Genomic DNA, 18,789 nt, shown 5'->3' on the forward strand with positions numbered 1-18,789 from the left:
CGGCCGCTCACTAGCGTGCTGGGAGGGGAGGTGAGGGCTATGGTGCGACGCTCGCAGGACGAGCCCTCGTCCGCAGATCACGAGTCCTACCGGGCCGCCCCCGCCACCGGCGGCTGGCCGGGAATCCCCGACCGCCCCCGCCAGTTCGTCAGCCGCGCGCGACTGCTCGACCTGATCGACGCCGACCCCGGCTGCTCGCTCGTGCTGGTCAGCGCGCCCGCAGGGACGGGCAAGACCTCGCTCGTCGTCGACTGGGCCACCACGCGTGCGCCCGAGCGCCTGGAGTGGATCACCTTCGACGCCGGCGACGTGCTGTGGCCCGCGTTCGTCGAGGCGCTCGGGCGTCTCGGGATCGCCGTTCCCGCGGGACCGCTCCCGCCCGGGGACGCGCCCTTGGACTCGCGGGTGCGCCGCGAGCTTGCCGTCGCGATCGCGTCCGAGCCCGAGGCCATCACGATCGTGATGGACGGGTTCGACGTCAGCTCGGCCGTGGTCGCCGACGACCTGGACTTCGTGCTCCGCCACACGGGGCACCGCCTGCGCCTGGTGCTGCTGACCCGGGCCGACCCGGTGCTCCCGCTCTACCGCTACCGGCTCGAGGAGTCGATGACCGAGGTCCGGATGGCCGACCTCGCGCTCACCGACGAGGAGGCCGCCGCCGTCCTCGACCTCATGGGCGTGCCGCTGCGCGCCGACTCGGTGCACCTGCTCAACGCCCGCACCCGCGGCTGGGTCACCGGCACCCGCTTCGCCGGCAAGTTCCTCGGCGACCACGAGGACCCCGACGCCGACGTGGGCGACGTGATGGGCGAGAGCGGCAGCATCGCGGAGTACCTCATGGGGGAGGTGCTCGCGGCGCACTCGCCCGAGGTCCTCGACCTGCTGATGACGATGAGCGTGCCCGACACGGTCGAGCCCGGTCTGGCCGTCGCGCTGGGCGGCCACAGCGCGGTCCGCGGCCTGTCCTCCCTCGCACGGGTCAACGTCTTCATCGAGCGCGTGCCGGGTCACGCCGAGCACTATCGCTTCCACCCCTTCTTCCGCGACCTGCTCCGCGCCGAGCTGGGGTACCGAGCGCCCGGCACGCTGCTCGACCTGCAGCGCCGGACGGCCGACTGGTACGCCCGGGAGGGCATGCTCACCCCGGCCGCGCGCCACTACGCAGCGATCGAGGCGTGGACCGACCTCGCGGGGCTCGTCACCGACCACGACGCGTGGCGCCAGCTGCTGCTGGCGGACGGCACGCACCCGCTGGTCCAGGAGCTGCGCGCCATCCCCACCGCGCTGGAGGACCCGGACGTCGTCCTCGTCCGGGCGGCGCTGGCGCTCGCCGAGCGCGACCCGGCCGCCTTCGACCGCGAGGTCGCCCGGCTCTCCGGCGCGACGGATCCGGGAGAGGACGTCCGGCGCGCACTCGCTCTGCTGCTCGCCGTCCGCGGCCGCGACGCCGCGGACCCGCGCGAGTCGGCGGCGCTCGCCGACGCGGCCGGCCTGGCGCTGGTCAGCACCGGCGGCCGGGCGGAGTCCGACCCCGGGCTGGTCCCGTTGGTCTGCGCGATGCAGGGTCTGGGTCACCTCCGTGAGGGCGACGTGCCCGGCGCCCGCGACGCGCTGCGCCTCGGCGCCGATGCGGCCGACCGTGCCGGCGAGCTCGCGCTGCTGGTCGAGTGCCTCGGCCTGCTCGCCCTGATCGCGTGCTGCGAGGGCGACACGACCCGCGCCGCCACCCTCGCGGCGCGCGCGGCGCGGACCGCCTCCGACGCGGGTCTCACCGTCTGCGTCCTGCCCCGCGCGCCGCGGATCGCGCAGGCGTGGGTCGCCCTCGAGCAGTTCGACCTCCGCGCCGCGAGCGAGCACGTCGACGTCGCGGCCCGCGCGGACTTCGTCCTCGGCGATCCGGTCTCGAACGCGATGCTCGCCCTCGTCACCGCGCGCCTGCGTGCCGCACAGGGCGATCGCGCGACCGCCATCGCGACGATCGGCGCCGCACTGGAGCGTCTCGGGACGCAGGACGCGTGGCTCGTCGCGCGACTGCGCCTCGAGCTGGTCCCGTGGCTGCTCGCCCGGGGCGAGACCACCGAGGCGAACGAGGAGCTCGCCCGGGTGGACGACGAGCTGGCCGGGCCCGCGGTCTCCCTCGCCGCGGGCCAGGTCCGGCTCGCCCAGGGGGACGACGTCGCGGCCGCCACGGCCTACGCGCGGTCCCGCGACCAGCACGCACCGGTGCCGGTCCGCGTCGCCGGGTCCCTCGCGGAGTGCGCGCGCCTGCTGCGTGCCGGCGCTCCCGTCCAGGCCCACCGAGCCGTCGTCGAGGCCCTGCAGCTGGCTCGGCCGTCCACCCTGCGACGGCCGTTCCACGAGGCGAGCGTGCCCGTGCGCCAGCTGATCCAGCAAGACCGCCAGCTCGCGACGGCGCACGCGTGGCTCTTCGAGCGCACCGGTCCGGCCGCCGCCCGGCCCCGGCCCGGTTCGGGGGTGGAGTCACGCCAGCCGGCACCCGTCGAGCAGCTCACGGAGAAGGAGATGGAGGTGCTGGGGCACCTCGCCGCGCTGCTCACCACCGACGAGATCGCCGCGGAGATGTACATCTCGGTCAACACCGTGCGCACCCATGTCCGCAACATCCTGCGCAAGCTCGGCGTGACCCGCCGCAACGCCGCGGTTCGCGTGGCGCGCGAGTACGAACTGCTGCCCGGCTGACTTTGGCCCTAGGGTGCGAGGGTGAGCCTCGCACTGCCCCCGGTGGGCTTCGGCACCTACCAGCTGAACGGCCTGAGCGGCGTCGACACGGTCATCTCGGCCCTGCGCGTCGGCTACCGGCTGCTCGACTCGGCCATGAACTACGAGAACGAGGGCGCCGTCGGCACGGCCGTGCGGCGCTCCGACGTGCCGCGCGACGAGATCGTGGTGACCTCCAAGCTGCCCGGGCGCCACCACGCCTACGACCTCGCCGTCACCTCGATCGAGGAGAGCGTGCTGCGCACCGGCCTCGACCGCCTCGACCTGCATCTCATCCACTGGCCGAACCCGTCGCACGACCTCTACGTCGAGGCGTGGCAGGCGCTCGTCGACGCCCAGCGGCGCGGCCTGGTGTTCCACATCGGCGTCTGCAACTTCCTGCCCGAGCACCTCGACCGGCTCGAGCGCGAGACGGGCGTCCTGCCCGCCGTCAACCAGATCGAGCTGCACCCCTACTTCCCGCAGGTCGAGGCGCTCGCCGACCACCGGCGTCGCGGCATCGTCACCCAGGCGTGGAGCCCGCTCGGCCGCAAGAGCGACCTGCTGACGAACCCGGTCGTCGTCGAGGTCGCCGAGCAGCACGACCTGACCCCGGCCGAGGCGGTGCTCGCGTGGCACGCGGCCGTCGGCGCCGTGCCACTGCCGAAGGCGTCCTCGCAGGAGCGCCAGCGCCAGAACCTCGCCGCGGTGGGCCACGTCCTCGATCCAGCCGCGGTGGAGCGGCTCACGGCGCTCGGCCGTCCCGACGGCCGGCTGTTCGACGGCGATCCGGCCACCCGGGTCGAGGACTGACCGAGTCGACCGATGACGACGCGGCGCTTCGTGCTGCTCGTGGTGGCGCTGGCGATCCTGGCGCGGCTGCCGTTCCTGACGGTGCTGCCCAGCCCCGACGAGGCGGGCCTGCTGATCGTCGGTGGCCAGTGGCACGACGGCACCTCGCTCTACGGCGACTACTGGGTCGACCGGCCGCCCCTGCTGATGGCGCTCGCCGAGCTGGCGGCGAGCACCGGGGGAGTGGTCGCACTGCGGCTGCTCGGCCTGGTGGCCGTCGCGGTCACGGTCGTCGCCTGCGCCGCCACGGCGCACCGCCTCGCGGGCGATCGCGCCGCGCGCTGGGCCGCGGTGGCGGCCGCGGTCCTCACGGTCAGCCCCTGGCTGGGCGCCGACCGCGTCAACGCCGAGCTGCTGGCGGCACCGTGGCTCGCCGTCGGCGTGTACGCCGCCGTCCGAGCGGTGGAGCACGGTTCCCTGCGCTGGTCGGTGCTCACCGGCGCCGCGGGGATGGCCGCGGTGATGACCAAGCAGAACCACGCCGACGCCGCCGTCTTCGCGGTGGTGCTGCTCGTGGCGTCGGTGATCGCGCGGGACGTGCCGGCACGGCGTGCTCTCGCCATGGCCGGGGTCGCCGCGGCCGGCGCGCTCGCGCTGGCGGCCATGCTGCTGCTGTGGGCCTGGGCCCGGGGCACCGATCCGGCCGCCCTCGCCGACGCCCTGTTCGCGTTCCGGCTGCGCGCGGACGCGGTCATGGCGACCGACCGCTCCGACTCCGCCGACGGACGGCAGTACGAGCTCCTCGGACGCTCGCTGGTCTCGGGCCAGCTGCTGCTCGTGCTGGCGACCGTCGCCGCGCCGGCTCTCCGGTGGTGCCGCGCTCCCGTGTGGTGGGCGCTGAGCGCGATGACCCTGTTCGCGGCGGCCTCGGTCCTGGCCGGCGGCAGCTGGTGGAGTCACTACCTGGTCGAGTTCGCCGTGCCGGTCTCCGTGGCGACCGGGCTGATCGCGGCGCGCACCGGGCGGGTCGTGCCGGTCGTCGTCGCGTATGCGGTCGCGGCCGGTGTGGTGGGTGGGGTGCTGATCCACCCGGCCCTCACGACGGTCGACGGCGCCGTGGCGGCCGGACGCATGGTCGGACGGGTCGCGGATCCCGGCGACACGGTCGTCAGCGCCTGGGGCAGGCCGGACCTCGTCCGGGCCACGGGGCTCGGGTCGCCCTACGAGCACCTCTGGAGCCTGCCGGTGCGCACGGACGACCCGGCGCTACGGGAGTTCACCCGCGTCCTCTCCGGCTCCGACGCGCCGACCTGGGTCGTGAGCAACGGGACCCTCGGCACGTGGGGACTGACCAGTGACACCGCCGAGCGCGAGCTGAAGCGTCGCTACCGGCTCGTCGCCGGCGTGTGCGCGTATCGGATCTGGGTGCGGAACGACGTCCGGCGGCCGGTTCCCGAGCGACCCGCCGGCGTCGAGTGCGTCAGGTCGTCCGGGCTGCGCTGAGCCCGTGGGCGGGCGTCAGCTCTCGAGGCTGAGCGCGCCGCGCCGACCCAGCCGCCGGTCGACCAGGGTCAGGGCAGCCAGGCAGCCGATCACGAGCGCGGCGATGCCCGCGCACGTCATGGCCACGCCCGACCAGCCCGACGCCGCGACGTCGAGGAACGGGTAGGGGTACCAGCCCGTCACCGCTTCGACCGTCAGCGTGACCGCGAGCCAGGCCACCGGCCACAGGAACGCCACGAGCAGGGCTCGACGATCGATCCGATCGCGAGGCCCGAACACCAGCCAGCCCACCACGGCCAGCAGCGGCACCACGAGGTGAAGGAGGCGGTCGGCCACGAGGCTCGCCCCCTCGAGGTCGAGAAGCGGCCGGAGCAGGAAGAAGTGCACGAGACCCGTCACCGTGATCCCCATGACGCCGGCCAGACGCACGGCCCGCCACCAGGGCCCGTCCGCCAGCGTGTCGCGCGCGAGGACCACCGCCGAGACCAGGACCAGCAGGTTGCTCTGGATCGTGAAGTACGCGATGAAGCGAGCGAGCCGGACGCCGAGGTCCGGGCCCTCGGTCTCGGCCAGGACGGACGCCCCCGAGAACACCAGTGCGAGCTGCAGGAGCAGCGCCACCGCCGCCGTCCCTGCCGTGAGGGCGTGCCATGCCCTCGCCGGCGTCGCGGCTCGGCGAGATCGCGCTGCGTCCACGGCTTCGGTCCTTCGCTCTCGACCCCTCCAGGGCTTCGACGACGGCGCGAGCCCGGGGCGCCCCACATCATCGCGGGTGCACCCGCGTCTGCCAAGCCGTCGCCGCCGAGCGACGTCCAGCCCGGAGTCAGCGCTGCGACACGGCCGAAGACGCCCGGACGAGCGCGGTCGTCAGGCACTCTGGGTCCGAGTCCGCCGCTCGGCGGGTCGCGAGCGGGCACGAGACGAGGGAGTGCGATGACGGGCGAGCCCCAGGTCCGCGCGGTCGGACTGACGCGCGCCTTCGACGACCGCGTCGCCGTCTCCGGACTCGACCTCACCGTGCGACAGGGCCGCGTGCTCGGCGTCCTGGGGCCCAACGGCTCGGGGAAGTCCACGACCGTTCGGCTGCTCACGGGGCTGCTGCGTCCGACCGCCGGCACCGTCGAGCTGTTCGGCGAGCCGGTGACCCCCGAGACCGCGCCCCGGCTGCGCGCCCGCATCGGCGTCCAGACCGAGGCGAACCTCTACCTTCGGCTCACCGTCGCCGAGAACCTGCGCACGTGGGGCGCGCTGCACGGCCTGCCCCGTCGGCACACCGCCGAGCGGATCTCCGAGGTGCTCGACGTCGTCCACCTGGCCGACCGCCGCGACGCCCCGGTCGGATCGCTCAGCAAGGGCCTGCGTCAGAAGGCCAAGATCGCCCGTGCCCTGCTGGCGGAGCCTGAGCTGCTGTTCCTCGACGAGCCCACCGCCGGGCTCGATCCGGCCTCGGCCCTCGACGTGCTGGGCCACCTCGCGAAGCTCCGCGCCGACGGCCGCACCACGATCGTCCTGTGCACGCACCAGCTGCACGGGCTCGAGGAGCTGTGCGACGACGTGGTGATGCTCGACCGCGGGCGCGTCGTGGCCTCGGGGGAGGTCGACGAGCTGGTCGCCGCGCACTGGCCCGAGCGCGAGTACCTCGTCCGTGTCGCCGATCGCGCGGCCGCCGAGCAGGCCGTCGCCGACCTCCGCGCGGCCGGCCACGCCGTCCCGGACCCCGAGCCGGTCGAGCCCTCGCTGCACGACCTCTACTTCGCGCTGCTGCAGGGGGAGGGGCGTTGAACGCCGACCGCGTCCGCGCCCTCGTGGCCAAGGACTGGATCGAGCTGCGCCGCAACCGGCAGACGCTGCTGCCGATCGTCATGCTGCCGATCGTGTTCGCGCTCGTCCTCCCGGCGACGCTCATCGCCGCGACGCGGCAGCCGGACGCACTGGCCCGGCTCGACTTCCTCACGTCCTACCTGGACGGGCTGCCCGCCGGCGTCGCCGCCGACCCCACGCGGGCGGTCGTGCAGTACTTCATGGCGCCGGTCTTCCTGATGATCCCGATCGTGGTCGCCACCGTCCTGGCCACGGCGGCGTTCGTCGGGGAGAAGGAGCGCGACACCCTCGAGGGCCTGCTGTTCACGCCGCTCACGGACCGCGAGCTCGTGATCGGCAAGATCCTCGTCTCGTGGGTGCCGGCCGTGGGGGTCACGTGGCTGTCGACCGCCGTCTACGCGCTGGTCGTGAACGGCCTGGCGCGGCCGTGGCAGCACGGGTGGGCGTTCCCGAACGGCACGTGGCTCGTTCTGGCCCTCGTGATCGCCCCGCTCGTGTCCTTCCTCGCGATCGGCTGCATCGTCCTGATCTCGCACCGCGCCTCCACGCTCCAGGGCGCGCAGGCGGTCGCGGGACTGCTGGTGCTGCCCGTGATCGTGCTGATCGTGTCGCAGGCGGCGGGCGCTCTCGCGTTCGACGGCGGGGTCGTGATCGGCGTCGGAGTGGCCGCCCTCGTGGGCGATCTCGCGGTGTTCCACCTGGCCGTCCGGCGCTTCGACCGCGACCGTGTCGTCACGCGACTGTGACCCATTCGTGCTGTGACATGTGCCACAGGGCCCGCCGGAGAGTGGCACCCGAAGCGCGGTAGGGTCACGGTAATCTCCGGGATCGTGTCGTCGGAAACGCCGTCGACACGGGACGGAACATCGACGTGACCGGACCGGCCGGCGGGCTGGTCCAGGAGAGGACAAGGCAGACCTATGGTCGACGTGGACAAGGTCCTGGACGAGGCGGGGTTGAAGAACCCCCATGTCCATGAGTTCGTGAAGCACTGGGCGGGTGTCACCCAGCCCGAGCGCATCGAGGTCGTCAGCGCCAGCGACGACGCCCGACTGCTGCAGGAGGCCCTCGAGGCCGGCGAGCTCGAACCGGCCGGTGAGGGCCTGTACTACTCGCAGAGCTACCACAAGGACACGGCCCGCTCGGAGGAGCGGACCATCGTGGCCACCAGCGACCCCGCGGACAAGGGCGTCTACAACAACTGGCGCCACGCCGACGAGATCAAGCCGGTCGTCATCGGGAACATGACGGGCGCCTCGCAGGGCAAGACGATGTACGTCATTCCCTACCTGATGGCCGCTCCCGGCTCGCCGCTGGAGGCCTACGCCGCCGGCATCGAGCTCACCGACAACCGCTCGGTCGTGCTGCAGATGATCCGCATGGCCCGCGTCGGCGTCGACCTGTTCGAGAACCTGCAGGACCCCGAGAGCTTCGTGCGCGCGGTCCACGTCACCGGCGACCTGGAGAACCTCGGCCAGGGCACCCCCGACGACAAGCGCTACTTCGTGACCGTCGCCGACGAGCGCACGATCCTGCACTTCGGCTCGTCCTACGGCGGCAACGCGCTGCTGGGCAAGATCGCCCACGGCCTGCGCCAGGCGAACTGGGACGGCTGGGCGTCGCGCAAGTTCCTCGCCGAGCAGTACATGCTCATCGCGATCCAGGACAAGGAGACCGGCAAGAAGTACCACATCGCCGGTGGCTTCCCGAGCGCCTCGGGCAAGACGAACCTCGCGATGATGGTCGCCCCGGGCGTCCTGGGCGAGCGCTACTACGTCGAGTTCTTCGGCGACGACATCGCGTGGCTGTGGGTCGGCGACGACGGCAAGCTCTACGGCATGAACCCCGAGTACGGCGTGTTCGGCGTGGCGATCGACACCAACGCGATCACCAACCCCAACGCGCTCGCCGCGGTCCAGGAGGGCACCGGCGCGATCTTCACGAACACGGCGTACAACGTGAACACGCACGAGACCTGGTGGGAGGGCAAGTCGCCCGACTACCCCACCGACGTCGAGGGCTGGCGCGACTGGAAGGGCCACCTCATCTCCGAGCGCCCGGTCGAGGAGCAGCGCTCCAAGGACCACGTGTGGGCGCACCCGAACTGCCGCTTCACGTCGACCATGTCGAACGTCCCGAACGAGTCGCCCGACTACGACGACCCGGCGGGCGTGCCGATCGACGGCATCATCTACGGCGGCCGCACCCGCGACCGTGAGCCGCTGATCCGCGCGATCGAGGATCCGGCCGAGGGCGTCTACGACGGCCTGACGCTGGGCGCGGAGGCCACCGCCGCGGCCGAGGGCGTGGCCGGCCAGCTGCGCTACGACCCCATGTCGATGCGTCCGTTCCTGGCGCTGCCCGAGGGCCGCTACGCGCAGCACTGGCTCGACATCCTCGACCAGGTCACCGACAAGCCGCTGTTCGCGCACGTGAACTGGTTCCAGCGTGACGCCGACGGCGGCTACCTGTGGCCCGGCTACAGCGAGAACCTGCGCGCCCTGCTGTGGATGATGGACTACCGCGAGGGTCGTGTCACCGGCACGAAGACCCCCGTCGGCGTCGTCCCGAGCAAGGACGAGCTGAACCTCGAGGGCCTGGACATCGACGACGCCGTCCTCGACCAGCTGCTGGCGATCGACGTCGATCGCTGGAAGCAGGAGATCGGCCTGCGCGAGTCGCACCTCGAGCAGTTCGGCGGACTGCCCGAGCGCATCTGGGAGGCGCACCGCCGCGTCGCCCAGGCTCTCGACGAGGCCTGACGCACCGAGCGAAGGGGTCCACCGCGTGAGCGGTGGGCCCCTTCGTCATGTCCGGGCCGTCTCGCGCTCCTCGACGGGGGACCGGGGCCGCTCCGCCTGCACGACGAGGGCCACGCCGACCACGACGATCGCGCCACCGGTGACGATGGCACCGGTGAGCGGCTCGGCGAGGATGACGGCGCCGAGCAGCACGGCGACCACCGGGTTCACGTACGCATAGGTCGACACGAGCGAGAGCGGAGCGTTCTGCAGCAGCCACACGTAGGCCGTGTAGGCCACGAGCGAGCCGAAGACGACCAGGTACCCCAGCGCGATCCACGAGGAGGTCGACGCCTCGGCGAAGTCGCTCGGACGCTCGCCCCGCGCGGTCCCGAGGACCACCAGCGCGATCGCCGCCGACAGCATCTCCCACACGGTGGCCACGAACGGGTTCGCCGGCATCGGCATCCGCGGCGACAGGAACGAGCCGACCGACCAACACAGCGTCGCCCCGACGATGAACACGATGCCGGTGGTCGTCCCGCCGGCGCCGCCGCCGGGGAGGACCAGTACGCCCAGGCCCACGAATCCGACCAGCACGCCGATCCAGGTGAGCAGCCGCGGACGCTCGCCGCCGGCGAAGCGGAACAGGATCAGCCACAGCGGGACCATCGCGACGAGCAGCGCCGCCAGCCCGGACGGCACGGTGCGCTCGCCGAGGACGACGCCCCCGTTGCCGCCGGCGAGCAGGAGGATCCCCACGATCGCCGCGCCGCGGAGCTCGCGCGGCCTGACCCGCAGCACCCCGAGCCCGGACCGGACGGCGAGGAAGGTCCCCATCAGCACCGCGGCCGTCAGGAACCGGGCCGCGGCCGAGAGCAGCGGCGGCATGTCCTCCACGACGATCCGGATGCCGAGGTAGGTCGAGCCCCAGGCGACGTAGACCACGACCAGCGCGAACCACATCGCACCGGGGGAGACGTCGCTCTGCGGGGTGGTGGCGGGGTGCGCTGTCATGACCGTCCTGTCCTCGTGGTCCTGACACTCATTCAACCCGCAGGGTCCGACGACTCACCACCGATCGACTGCCATCACCCGCAGGGATCCGGACAAAGACGGCGCGGGCGTCCGCTCAGGCGGTGGGCAGCGACCAGGTGCCGTTGCCCTCGCCCTTGAGCCCGAGCTTGGCGGCGCGCTTGGCCACCCAGGCGGACTGGGCCTTGCTGAGGTCGCCGAGCTCGAAGCGGGTGCCCCAGCCGAACGGCGAGGTGCCCGGGATGTCGACCAGCGTGCCCTCGGGCCCGCGCTGGATCTGGCCCACGATGTCGCGGTAGCCGGTGGCGAAGTCGAGGCGCTCGCCGCGGAACTCGCGGGCGTAGTCGGCCGCGAGGCGCTTGGCGCGCTTCGCGACGTCGCAGCGCAGCATCGTGTCGCCGACGGCGCACAGCACGCCGCGAGGCACCTGGCCGTTGCTGTAGCCGCCCCAGCCCTTGCCGGCGCCGTTGTTCGTCAGGAACTGCACGAGCACGGGCATCGGGTCGATGAACTGGCCGTCGACCTGGATCTCGAAGTGCAGGTGCGGGCCGGTGGAGTTGCCGCGCGAGCCGACCAGGGCGATCTCGTCGCCCGAGCTCACCGTCTGCCCGTCCTCGACGAGCACCTTGGACGAGTGCGCGTAGCGCTCGGCCGTGCCGTCGGGGTGCGAGATCGTGATGAGCGTGCCGGCCCAGCCGACCTCCTGCAGGCTCACGGTGCCGCCGCGCGAGGCGTAGATCGGGGTGCCGGTGGGGGCGGCGAGGTCCTGGCCGGTGTGGGTGGACTGCCACATGCTGCCGCCCATGCCGAACCCGGCCGAGATCGAGTAGGAGCCCTGCTTCAGCGGGAACGTCCAGCCCTGCCGCGTGGCCGCGACCGGACGGGTGGCGTTGCAGACCGTGGTGGGGGAGTCGGCCGAGCCGTTGGGCGGGGTGTTGCGGCCGGTGCCGAGCGAGGGCCGCGTGACCGCGTACGGCTTCGCGGGCACCTCCGAGACGCCCACCTGCGCGCGAGTGGCGGGCGCGTCGATCATCAGGCCGTCGCCGACGTAGACGCCGACGTGGTGGATGCCCGACTTCTTGTTCGCGGAGAAGACCAGGTCGCCGCGCAGGATCTCGTCGGTGGGCACCTTCACGGTGCGGGCGTAGAGCTGCGCGGGCGTGCCCCGCAGGTCGTAGCCGTTCTTGACGTTCACGACGCCGCCGCAGCTCCACGCGGGAGAGGCGTTCCGCGCGGAGTAGTCCTGTCCGATGCGCCCGACGAGCGCGTCGATCATGCGGATCGTCTGCGCCGGCAGGACCTGGACGGTCCGCGAGCCGACGGTGGCGGTGCCGACACCCTTCGTGGCCTTCAGGCGGGCGGCCGACGGCGCCTTCACCCCCAGCCGGGCGAGACGCTTGCGGTACGAGGTCCACGCGGTGGCGACCCGGTCGTTCCACGCCTCCTGCTCGACCCGCGTCTGCGGCAGGCCCTCGGGCGTGGAGGAGGCGCCGAGGCCGAGCTGCTCGGCCAGCTTGCCGACCTGCGCCAGCTGGCGGGCCGCCGCCTTCTCGGCCTTCTCGGCGATGGCGGTGGCCCGGTCGGCGCGGCGCTGGAGCTTCTGCGCCGCCTCGAAGGCCCGCTTGGCGTCGCCCAGGTGACCCTCCTGCGCCTCCGTGACCTGCTCGGTGCTGAAGATGCCGGTGATGAGGTCCTCGGGGTTCTCCGCCGCGGCGAGGGCCGTGAGCTTGCGCGCGAAGGGATCGCCGCTCGGGGACATCGCGTAGTCGACGACCTGCGCGACGTAGGCCCGCGCGACCCGGCGCTGGCGGTCGGCGTCGCGGGTGCGCTCGGCGGCCTCCTTGCGACGGTCCTCCGCGACGCTGAGGTTGGCCTCGTAGCGCAGCGCCAGGGTGGTCAGCTCGGTGATGGCGCTCGGCGCGATGGCGAGCGGATCGGGGACGTCGGGGACGTCGAGCGAGGGGGCGGAGGACGTGGCCGACGGGGCCCCGGTGGACGGGGGAGTCGTGGGGTCGACGGCATGAGCGGCGGTCGGGAACGCCAGGCCGGCGACCAGGACCGTCACCCCCGCGAAGACCCGAGTCCAGCGCATCAGTGCGACACCTCCATCAGTGAGTCAACCACGCTCCTCCATCCACTGTTCACACAATCCCCAGCCGTCACTCCCGTCGTGCCACGGCGCCTGGTCCCGATGGGCCAGAAACCCTGCGAACACCCGCCGGATAGGCTGGGGAACGTGCGTGCGATCTCCCTTGTGCTCTTGGTCACTTCAGCTCTGCTCGGGTGGTCGATGCCTGCGCAAGCGCACACCTCTCTCATCTCCACCGACCCCACCGAGGGCGCTCGGCTGGCCTCCGTGCCCGAGCAGGTCGTGCTCACGTTCAGCGAGAACCTGCGCGAGCCCTCCCAGGTCGGCGTGGCCGTCGACGGCGAGGCCGTCGAGGTCGAGTTCCAGGTCGACGGACCCCGGGTGGTCGTCACGCCGCCCGCGGACGCGCCCGAGGGCGCGTACGACATCAACTATCGCGTGATCTCCGCCGATGGGCACCCCGTGACGGGCACCCTCTCGTTCGAGGTCGCCCAGGCGGCCGGCATCGCCACCGAGGAGGCGCCCGCCGGCGACGAGCCCACCGCCACCCAGTCGCCCGAGACGGCGACGAACGACGCCGCCGCCGACGCCGAGGACGACTCGGTCTGGTCGTCGCCGCTGCTGCTCGGCGTGGGTGTCGTCGCGGTCGTGCTGGCGATCGGCGCCGCCACCGTCCTGCGCCGTCGCTCCGTCACGTCCGACCATGACCGCTCCTGAGCTCTCGCCGCGCCTCTACGGCGCGGTCCTGGGCGTCGTCGGCCTGGCGTCCCTCGTCGCGGTCGTCGTGCTGTCAGGCGCGACCCCGCAGCCGCCCCCGCCGGGCCTGCCCGACCCGGGTCCCGTCGTCGGCTGGGCGCTGCCGATCTCGCGATACGCCTCGGACATCCTGGCCACCGTCACGATCGGCTTCCTGCTGACGGCGGTCGTCCTGCTGCCCTCCGGCGACAGGCTCGAGGGCCTCGCCGTCCAGGCCGTCCGCATCGCCTCCTGGGCCGCGGGCGGCTGGTTCGTCGCGGCGCTCGTCTTCTACTGGGCCAACGTCGCCGACCTCTACGCACGTCCGATGACGCAGGTCGAGCTCGGCCAGCTCGTCGACTTCGCGTCGGTGTTCGCCACCGGCCGCGGCCTGCTGGTGCAGGCGGTCGCCGCCCTCGTCGTCGCGCTGTGGGCCCGCTGGACGTTCTCGGTCCGTCAGCTCGCGCTGTGCGTCGCCGTCGGCCTGATCGGCATCTCCGCCGTCGGACTGACCGGTCACTCGGCGTCGGCCGGATCGCACATGCTCGCCACCGCCTCGCTGGTCCTGCACCTGGTGGGCGTCGTGCTGTGGGTGGGCGGCCTCATCGCCCTGGGCTGGGTCGCGCTGCGTCGCAGCCGTCGCCTCGAGGACGCCGTCGCGCGCTACTCCACCCTCGCGCTGTGGTGCTTCGCCACCGTCGCGGTCTCCGGGCTCGTGAGCGGCTTCGTGAACCTCGGCTCGCTCGGCGGCCTCGACTCCACCTACGGTCTGCTGCTGCTGGTCAAGGCGACCGCGCTCGTCGGTCTCGGCGCCTTCGGCGTCGTCCAGCGGCGCCGCCTGCGCCACCGCGGTGCCGGCTTCGCCCGCTTCGCGGTCCTCGAGGTCCTGCTGATGACCGTGACGATCGCCGTCGCGGTCGTCCTGAGCCGCACGGCCACCCCGGTGGGGGAGGACGTCCTCACCAGCCCCGCCGAGCTGCTGCTCGGGCGCCCGCTGCCGCCGGAGCCCACGCTCGCGCGGGTCCTGACCGGGTTCTACCCCGACGGCATCGGCATCGCCGTGGTCGTCTTCGGCACCGCGTTCTACCTGACCGGGCTGCGGGTGCTGCGTCGCCGCAACGACCGCTGGCCGGTCGGTCGCACCATCAGCTGGTTCCTGGGCCTGGCGGTCGTCGCCTGGGCCACGTTCGGCGGCCTCGGCGTGTATTCCAGCGTCATGTTCAGCCTGCACATGGTCTCGCACATGATGCTGTCGATGATCGCGCCGATCTTCCTCGTGCTGGGCGCGCCGATGACGCTCGCGCTGCGCACCCTGCCGGGCCCGCGCCGGCCGGGCGAGCACTCGCCGCGGTCCCTGCTGCGCGACGCGCTGCACTCGAAGGTCTCGGCGTTCTACACGAACCCGATCGTCGCCGCGGTGATCTTCCTCGGCACCCTCTACGCCGTCTACTTCACCGGCCTGTTCGAGGCCATGATGCGCACGCACTCGGGCCACGCGTTCATGGAGCTGCACTTCCTGTTCTCGGGACTGCTCTTCTACTACGTGATGATCGGCGTCGATCCCGCGCCGCGACGCCTCACCCCGCTGGCCCGGTTCGGCGTGCTCATGCTGTCGGTCCCGTTCCACGCCTTCTTCTCGGTGGCGCTCATGTCGTCCGACGTGATCATCGCCGAGTCCTACTACCAGGCACTCGAGCGCCCGTACGCCACGGACCTCGCCGCCGACCAGTACCTCGGCGGCGGCATCGCCTGGGCGATGGGCGAGATCCCGCTGCTGCTCGTCGTCGGCGCGATCTTCGTGCAGTGGTTCCGCTCGGACTCGCGCGAGGCCAGGCGCAGCGACCGGGCGGCCGACCGCGACGACGACGCGGCGCTCGAGCAGTACAACGCGTACCTCTCGAGCCTGCGCGACGACGCGCCACGCCGCTGACCGGCCCCGGACACACCACTGCCCGGCCACCTGAGGGTGACCGGGCAGTCGTGTGTCTCGCCCCGGCGGGGCGGCGGGTCAGAAGAGGATCTGGCCGCCGCTCGTGGCCGCGGTGAAGCGCTCCTGGGCGTCGGCCCAGTTGGCGATGTTCCAGAACGCCTTGACGTAGTCGCCCTTGACGTTGAGGTAGTCGAGGTAGAAGGCGTGCTCCCACATGTCGAGCTGCGAGATCGGGATCAGCGTCGCGGGGATGTTGGACTGCTGGTCGTAGAGCTGGACGATGACCAGCTTCTGTCCCAGCGTGTCCCACGCCGTGATGGCCCAGCCCGAGCCCTGGATGCCGAGGGCGACCTGCTCGAACTGCGCGCGGTACGCGTCGAACGAGCCGAAGTTGTCCTCGATCGCGGCAGCCAGCTCGCCGGTGGGCTTGTCGCCACCGTCCGGCGAGAGGTTCTTCCAGAAGATCGAGTGGTTGATGTGACCACCGAGGTTGAACGCGAGGTTCTTCTCGAGCAGGTTGATCGTGTCGAACTCCTGGACCTCACGCGCCTGCTCGAGCTTCTCGAGCGCCGTGTTCAGACCGTTGACGTAGTTCTGGTGGTGCTTGCTGTGGTGCAGCTCCATGATCTTGCCCGAGATGTGGGGATCGAGTGCCCCGTAGTCGTAGGGCAGGTCCGGCAGGGTGTAGTCGGCCACGCGTCCTCCTGGTCGTCGAAGTGGTTGATGTCTTCGTTGAGTTCAAGCCTCAGTCTGTCAGTTGTGTTCCCCGGGGCAAGGGCAGCCCGGATCGCGGGACGTCCGCCGGTAGGCTGTGGGCGTGACAGGCAAGCGCGTGCGCCGCATCGAGGGCGAGGAGGAGCCCGAGGTCGTGGCGGCCTCCGAGACCGCCCCGAGCCGCGAGCGCGCGGCCCGGCCCGATCCCGTGTCGCCGCCGCCCGGCCGTCGCGGTGAGACGCCCGACCAGCGGGAGCCGCGCCCCGAGCCGCAGGCCCCGCAGGAGCCGGCGGCCGAGCCCGCTGAGAAGCCCGCCAAGCCCTCGCTGCGCAGCGAGCTGTTCACGATCCCCAACCTGCTCAGCGCGATCCGGATCCTGCTGGTGCCGGTCTTCCTGTGGCTCGTGCTCGTCCCCGAGGCCGACGTGCTCGCGATCGGCGTGCTGGTGCTGTCGGGCATCACCGACTACCTCGACGGCAAGATCGCCCGCGCCACCGGCGCCACCACGCGCCTGGGCGCCGTCCTCGACCCGGTGGCCGACCGGCTCTACATCCTCGCGGTCGTCGTGGGCCTCGGCCTGCGCGACATCATCCCGTGGTGGCTCGCGATCATCCTGCCGCTGCGCGACGTCGTCCTGTTCTCGCTCGTGCCGTTCCTGCGCACCCGCGGCTTCAGCGCCCTGCCCGTGCACTTCCTGGGCAAGGCCGCCACGGCGGGCCTGCTCTACGCCTTCCCCCTGCTGCTGCTCGGCGACGGCGACGGCGCGGTGGCCAACCTGGCGCGCGTGTTCGGCTGGGCGTTCACGGTGTGGGGCGTCGGCCTCTACTGGTGGGCCGGCATCCTCTACGCGATCCAGGTGCGCCGCCTGCTGGCCACCACGCCACGGGTCCGATGAGCAGCCGGCGCGACGAGGAGTCGTCGGTCGCCGAGGCCGAGTCGATCCTCGAACGGCTGGCCGCCACCGCGCTCGACGACGACTACTACGTCGACCACGAGAAGCCTCCGGGCAACGGCGCGAAGGCGCTCACCGGCCTCGCGATCGCGACCATCGCCACGATGCTCACCGTCGCGGCGGTGCAGACGCGCATCGACCGCCCCGCCACCGAGGCCGAGCGCGACGCGCTGATCGAGAACATCCGCCTGCGCGAGGACCTCGTGGCCAACAAGCAGGAGACCGTCGCCGGGCTGCAGGGCGAGATCGCCGACCTCCAGGCCGAGTCGGTCGTCGACGGACCCGGCACGGTGGCGGTCCGCGTGGCGTCCGGCGCCGTCCCCGTCGAGGGGCCCGGCCTGACCATCACGGTGCAGTCGTCGGCGAACGAGGACCGCCCCGGCGGCCGCCTCACCGACGCCGACCTCCAGCTCGTCGTCAACGGGCTGTGGCTGGCCGGCGCCGAGGCCGTCTCGGTCGGGGGCCACCGGCTCACCTCCACCTCGGCGATCCGCTCCGCAGGGGAGGCGATCACCGTGAACTACCGCTCCGTCACCGAGCCGGTCGTCGTCGCGGCGATCGGCGACGAGTCCACGCTGGAGACCCAGTGGCAGGCCGGTCCGTCGGGCCGCTACCTCGACGCGCGCGCCGAGGCCGATGGTCTGCGGTACGACGTGCAAGGATCGGACGACGTCGAGCTGGCCGCCGCACCCGAGTCGCGGCTGAGGGTCTCGGCCGAGCCCCTGAGGAGGAGCGCGTCGTGATCCCGGTCATCGGTCTCGTCGTGGGTGTCACGATCGGCCTGTTGCTGCAGCCCACGGTCCCCAGTGCCCTCCAGCCCTACGTCCCGATCGCGATCATCGCCGCCCTCGACGCCGTGCTGGGCGCCGCCCGCGCCTACATGGAGGGACGCTTCGACGACCGCGTCTTCGTCGTCTCCTTCGTCTCCAACGTGGCGATCGCCTCGATCATGGTGTTCGTCGGCGACCAGCTGGGCGTCGGCTCGCAGCTGTCCACCGGCGTCATCGTCGTCCTGGGCATCCGCATCTTCGCCAACTCCGCCGCGATCCGCAGGCTGATCTTCCATGCGTGACCAGCTGGGCCGGCGGTCCTCCTGGATCGTGGCGCTCCTCGTGGGGCTGCTGGCCTTCACGATGACCGTCCAGTGGCGCCAGGACGACGAGACCGACGACTTCAGCGGCGTCCGCGGCGTCGAGCTCGCCGAGCTGCTCAAGTCGCTCGACGCCACCAACACGCGCCTGTCGCAGCAGATCGACACGCTGCGGGCCTCGCGCGACGACCTGCGCGACTCCAACGAGAGCACCGCCGAGGCCAGGAAGGCCGCGGTCGAGCGCGCCAACGCGCTGGCGATCCTCGCCGGCACGGTCGGGGCCGAGGGCGAGGGCATCGAGATCACGATCACCGCCCCGCCGGGCGCCGTCACCGCCTCGGTCCTGCTCGACGCCGTCCAGGAGATGCGCGACGCGGGCGCCGAGGTCATCTCGCTCAACGGCGTCGCGCGCGTCGTGGCGCAGACCTGGTTCCTCGACGACGACGCCGGCGTGCGCGTCAGCGGCCGCGTCCTGAAGCCGCCCTACGTCATGGAGGTCATCGGCGATCCCGACACCCTCGCCGACGCCGTGACGTTCCGCGGCGGCCTGGCCGACCGCGTCGAGGGACGCGGGGGAGAGGTGGGCGTGGAGAAGCGCCAGCGCATCCGCGTGACCGCTGTCGCCGATGCCCCCGAGCCCCAGTACGCTCGACCCGCGAACGACTGACC

General features: G+C 72.5%; 16 protein-coding genes. 12 read left to right on the plus strand and 4 right to left on the minus strand.

Annotation, left to right across the window (positions count from 1 at the left end; genetic code table 11):
- Positions 1 to 39 precede the first annotated feature (39 nt).
- The 3 genes from ACGWYL_RS13955 to ACGWYL_RS13965 are packed head-to-tail and all read left to right on the plus strand — an operon-like array spanning position 40 to position 5,013.
- Complete coding sequence (locus ACGWYL_RS13955) at positions 40 to 2,700, plus strand: LuxR C-terminal-related transcriptional regulator (RefSeq protein WP_395487492.1); 2,661 nt, start codon at positions 40 to 42, stop codon at positions 2,698 to 2,700.
- A gap of 21 nt (positions 2,701 to 2,721) precedes the next feature.
- Positions 2,722 to 3,531, plus strand: a complete 810-nt coding sequence (locus ACGWYL_RS13960; RefSeq protein ID WP_395487493.1) for an aldo/keto reductase — start codon at positions 2,722 to 2,724, stop codon at positions 3,529 to 3,531.
- 12 nt (positions 3,532 to 3,543) lie between these two features.
- On the plus strand, positions 3,544 to 5,013 hold the full coding sequence (locus ACGWYL_RS13965; RefSeq protein ID WP_395487494.1) for a glycosyltransferase family 39 protein: 1,470 nt from the start codon (positions 3,544 to 3,546) through the stop codon (positions 5,011 to 5,013).
- Positions 5,014 to 5,028: 15 nt separating this feature from the next.
- Here the strand turns inward: ACGWYL_RS13965 and ACGWYL_RS13970 are convergent, their stop codons facing one another.
- Complete coding sequence (locus ACGWYL_RS13970) at positions 5,029 to 5,634, minus strand: Pr6Pr family membrane protein (RefSeq protein ID WP_395487495.1); 606 nt, start codon at positions 5,632 to 5,634, stop codon at positions 5,029 to 5,031.
- Positions 5,635 to 5,946: 312 nt separating this feature from the next.
- On the opposite strand from ACGWYL_RS13970, the gene ACGWYL_RS13975 reads away from it, so the two are divergent.
- From ACGWYL_RS13975 to ACGWYL_RS13985, 3 genes are all read left to right on the plus strand, one after another.
- Positions 5,947 to 6,795 (plus strand): ABC transporter ATP-binding protein, encoded by an 849-nt coding sequence (locus ACGWYL_RS13975; RefSeq protein WP_395487496.1) that lies wholly within the window; start codon positions 5,947 to 5,949, stop codon positions 6,793 to 6,795.
- Positions 6,792 to 7,580: an ABC transporter permease subunit gene (locus ACGWYL_RS13980; RefSeq protein WP_269302202.1), complete on the plus strand. Its 789-nt coding sequence runs from the start codon at positions 6,792 to 6,794 to the stop codon at positions 7,578 to 7,580. Before ACGWYL_RS13975 ends, ACGWYL_RS13980 begins: the two co-directional genes overlap by 4 nt.
- Positions 7,581 to 7,754: 174 nt before the next feature.
- A complete protein-coding gene (locus tag ACGWYL_RS13985) occupies positions 7,755 to 9,596 on the plus strand; it encodes a phosphoenolpyruvate carboxykinase (GTP) (protein ID WP_179424366.1) in 1,842 nt (613 codons plus the stop codon).
- 45 nt (positions 9,597 to 9,641) lie between these two features.
- Here ACGWYL_RS13985 and ACGWYL_RS13990 read toward each other — a convergent pair whose 3' ends face one another.
- Positions 9,642 to 10,592, minus strand: coding sequence for an EamA family transporter (locus ACGWYL_RS13990; protein WP_395487497.1), 951 nt, complete (start codon positions 10,590 to 10,592; stop codon positions 9,642 to 9,644).
- 115 nt (positions 10,593 to 10,707) lie between these two features.
- On the minus strand, positions 10,708 to 12,702 hold the full coding sequence (locus tag ACGWYL_RS13995; protein ID WP_395487498.1) for a peptidoglycan DD-metalloendopeptidase family protein: 1,995 nt from the start codon (positions 12,700 to 12,702) through the stop codon (positions 10,708 to 10,710).
- Positions 12,703 to 12,900: 198 nt separating this feature from the next.
- Between ACGWYL_RS13995 and ACGWYL_RS14000 the strand changes: the two genes are divergently transcribed.
- Positions 12,901 to 13,416 carry a copper resistance protein CopC gene (locus ACGWYL_RS14000; protein WP_395487499.1) on the plus strand — a complete coding sequence of 172 codons (516 nt, stop codon included), beginning with the start codon at positions 12,901 to 12,903 and terminating at the stop codon, positions 13,414 to 13,416.
- Positions 13,403 to 15,364: a bifunctional copper resistance protein CopD/cytochrome c oxidase assembly protein gene (locus ACGWYL_RS14005; protein ID WP_179424362.1), complete on the plus strand. Its 1,962-nt coding sequence runs from the start codon at positions 13,403 to 13,405 to the stop codon at positions 15,362 to 15,364. Before ACGWYL_RS14000 ends, ACGWYL_RS14005 begins: the two co-directional genes overlap by 14 nt.
- Positions 15,365 to 15,442: 78 nt before the next feature.
- On the opposite strand, the gene ACGWYL_RS14010 is transcribed toward ACGWYL_RS14005, so the two are convergent.
- Positions 15,443 to 16,060 carry a superoxide dismutase gene (locus ACGWYL_RS14010; RefSeq protein WP_179424361.1) on the minus strand — a complete coding sequence of 206 codons (618 nt, stop codon included), beginning with the start codon at positions 16,058 to 16,060 and terminating at the stop codon, positions 15,443 to 15,445.
- 343 nt (positions 16,061 to 16,403) lie between these two features.
- Here ACGWYL_RS14010 and ACGWYL_RS14015 point away from each other — a divergent pair, with 343 nt between their 5' ends.
- Genes ACGWYL_RS14015 through ACGWYL_RS14030 form a run of 4 tightly spaced genes read left to right on the plus strand, consistent with a single transcriptional unit; the run spans position 16,404 to position 18,787 of the window.
- A complete protein-coding gene (locus ACGWYL_RS14015; protein WP_179428083.1) occupies positions 16,404 to 16,973 on the plus strand; it encodes a CDP-alcohol phosphatidyltransferase family protein in 570 nt (189 codons plus the stop codon).
- A complete protein-coding gene (locus tag ACGWYL_RS14020; RefSeq protein ID WP_179424360.1) occupies positions 16,970 to 17,773 on the plus strand; it encodes a DUF881 domain-containing protein in 804 nt (267 codons plus the stop codon). The genes ACGWYL_RS14015 and ACGWYL_RS14020 overlap by 4 nt, the downstream gene beginning before the upstream one ends.
- Positions 17,770 to 18,102 (plus strand): small basic family protein, encoded by a 333-nt coding sequence (locus ACGWYL_RS14025; RefSeq protein WP_179424359.1) that lies wholly within the window; start codon positions 17,770 to 17,772, stop codon positions 18,100 to 18,102. Before ACGWYL_RS14020 ends, ACGWYL_RS14025 begins: the two co-directional genes overlap by 4 nt.
- Positions 18,095 to 18,787 (plus strand): DUF881 domain-containing protein, encoded by a 693-nt coding sequence (locus ACGWYL_RS14030; RefSeq protein ID WP_179424358.1) that lies wholly within the window; start codon positions 18,095 to 18,097, stop codon positions 18,785 to 18,787. Before ACGWYL_RS14025 ends, ACGWYL_RS14030 begins: the two co-directional genes overlap by 8 nt.
- The last annotated feature ends 2 nt before the right edge of the window (positions 18,788 to 18,789 follow it).

The sequence above is a fragment of the Aeromicrobium sp. JJY06 genome (assembly GCF_044069275.1).
GTDB classification, from domain to species: Bacteria; Actinomycetota; Actinomycetes; order Propionibacteriales; family Nocardioidaceae; genus Aeromicrobium; species Aeromicrobium tamlense.

Coding starts and splice junctions, on each gene's coding strand:
- ACGWYL_RS13955 (WP_395487492.1), top strand. CDS start 40: ATGGTGCGACGCTCGCAGGACGAGCCCTCGTCCGCAGATCACGAGTCC.
- ACGWYL_RS13965 (WP_395487494.1), top strand. CDS start 3,544: ATGACGACGCGGCGCTTCGTGCTGCTCGTGGTGGCGCTGGCGATCCTG.
- ACGWYL_RS13975 (WP_395487496.1), top strand. CDS start 5,947: ATGACGGGCGAGCCCCAGGTCCGCGCGGTCGGACTGACGCGCGCCTTC.
- ACGWYL_RS13985 (WP_179424366.1), top strand. CDS start 7,755: ATGGTCGACGTGGACAAGGTCCTGGACGAGGCGGGGTTGAAGAACCCC.
- ACGWYL_RS13990 (WP_395487497.1), bottom strand. CDS start 10,592: ATGACAGCGCACCCCGCCACCACCCCGCAGAGCGACGTCTCCCCCGGT.
- ACGWYL_RS13995 (WP_395487498.1), bottom strand. CDS start 12,702: ATGCGCTGGACTCGGGTCTTCGCGGGGGTGACGGTCCTGGTCGCCGGC.
- ACGWYL_RS14000 (WP_395487499.1), top strand. CDS start 12,901: ATGCCTGCGCAAGCGCACACCTCTCTCATCTCCACCGACCCCACCGAG.
- ACGWYL_RS14005 (WP_179424362.1), top strand. CDS start 13,403: ATGACCGCTCCTGAGCTCTCGCCGCGCCTCTACGGCGCGGTCCTGGGC.
- ACGWYL_RS14020 (WP_179424360.1), top strand. CDS start 16,970: ATGAGCAGCCGGCGCGACGAGGAGTCGTCGGTCGCCGAGGCCGAGTCG.
- ACGWYL_RS14030 (WP_179424358.1), top strand. CDS start 18,095: ATGCGTGACCAGCTGGGCCGGCGGTCCTCCTGGATCGTGGCGCTCCTC.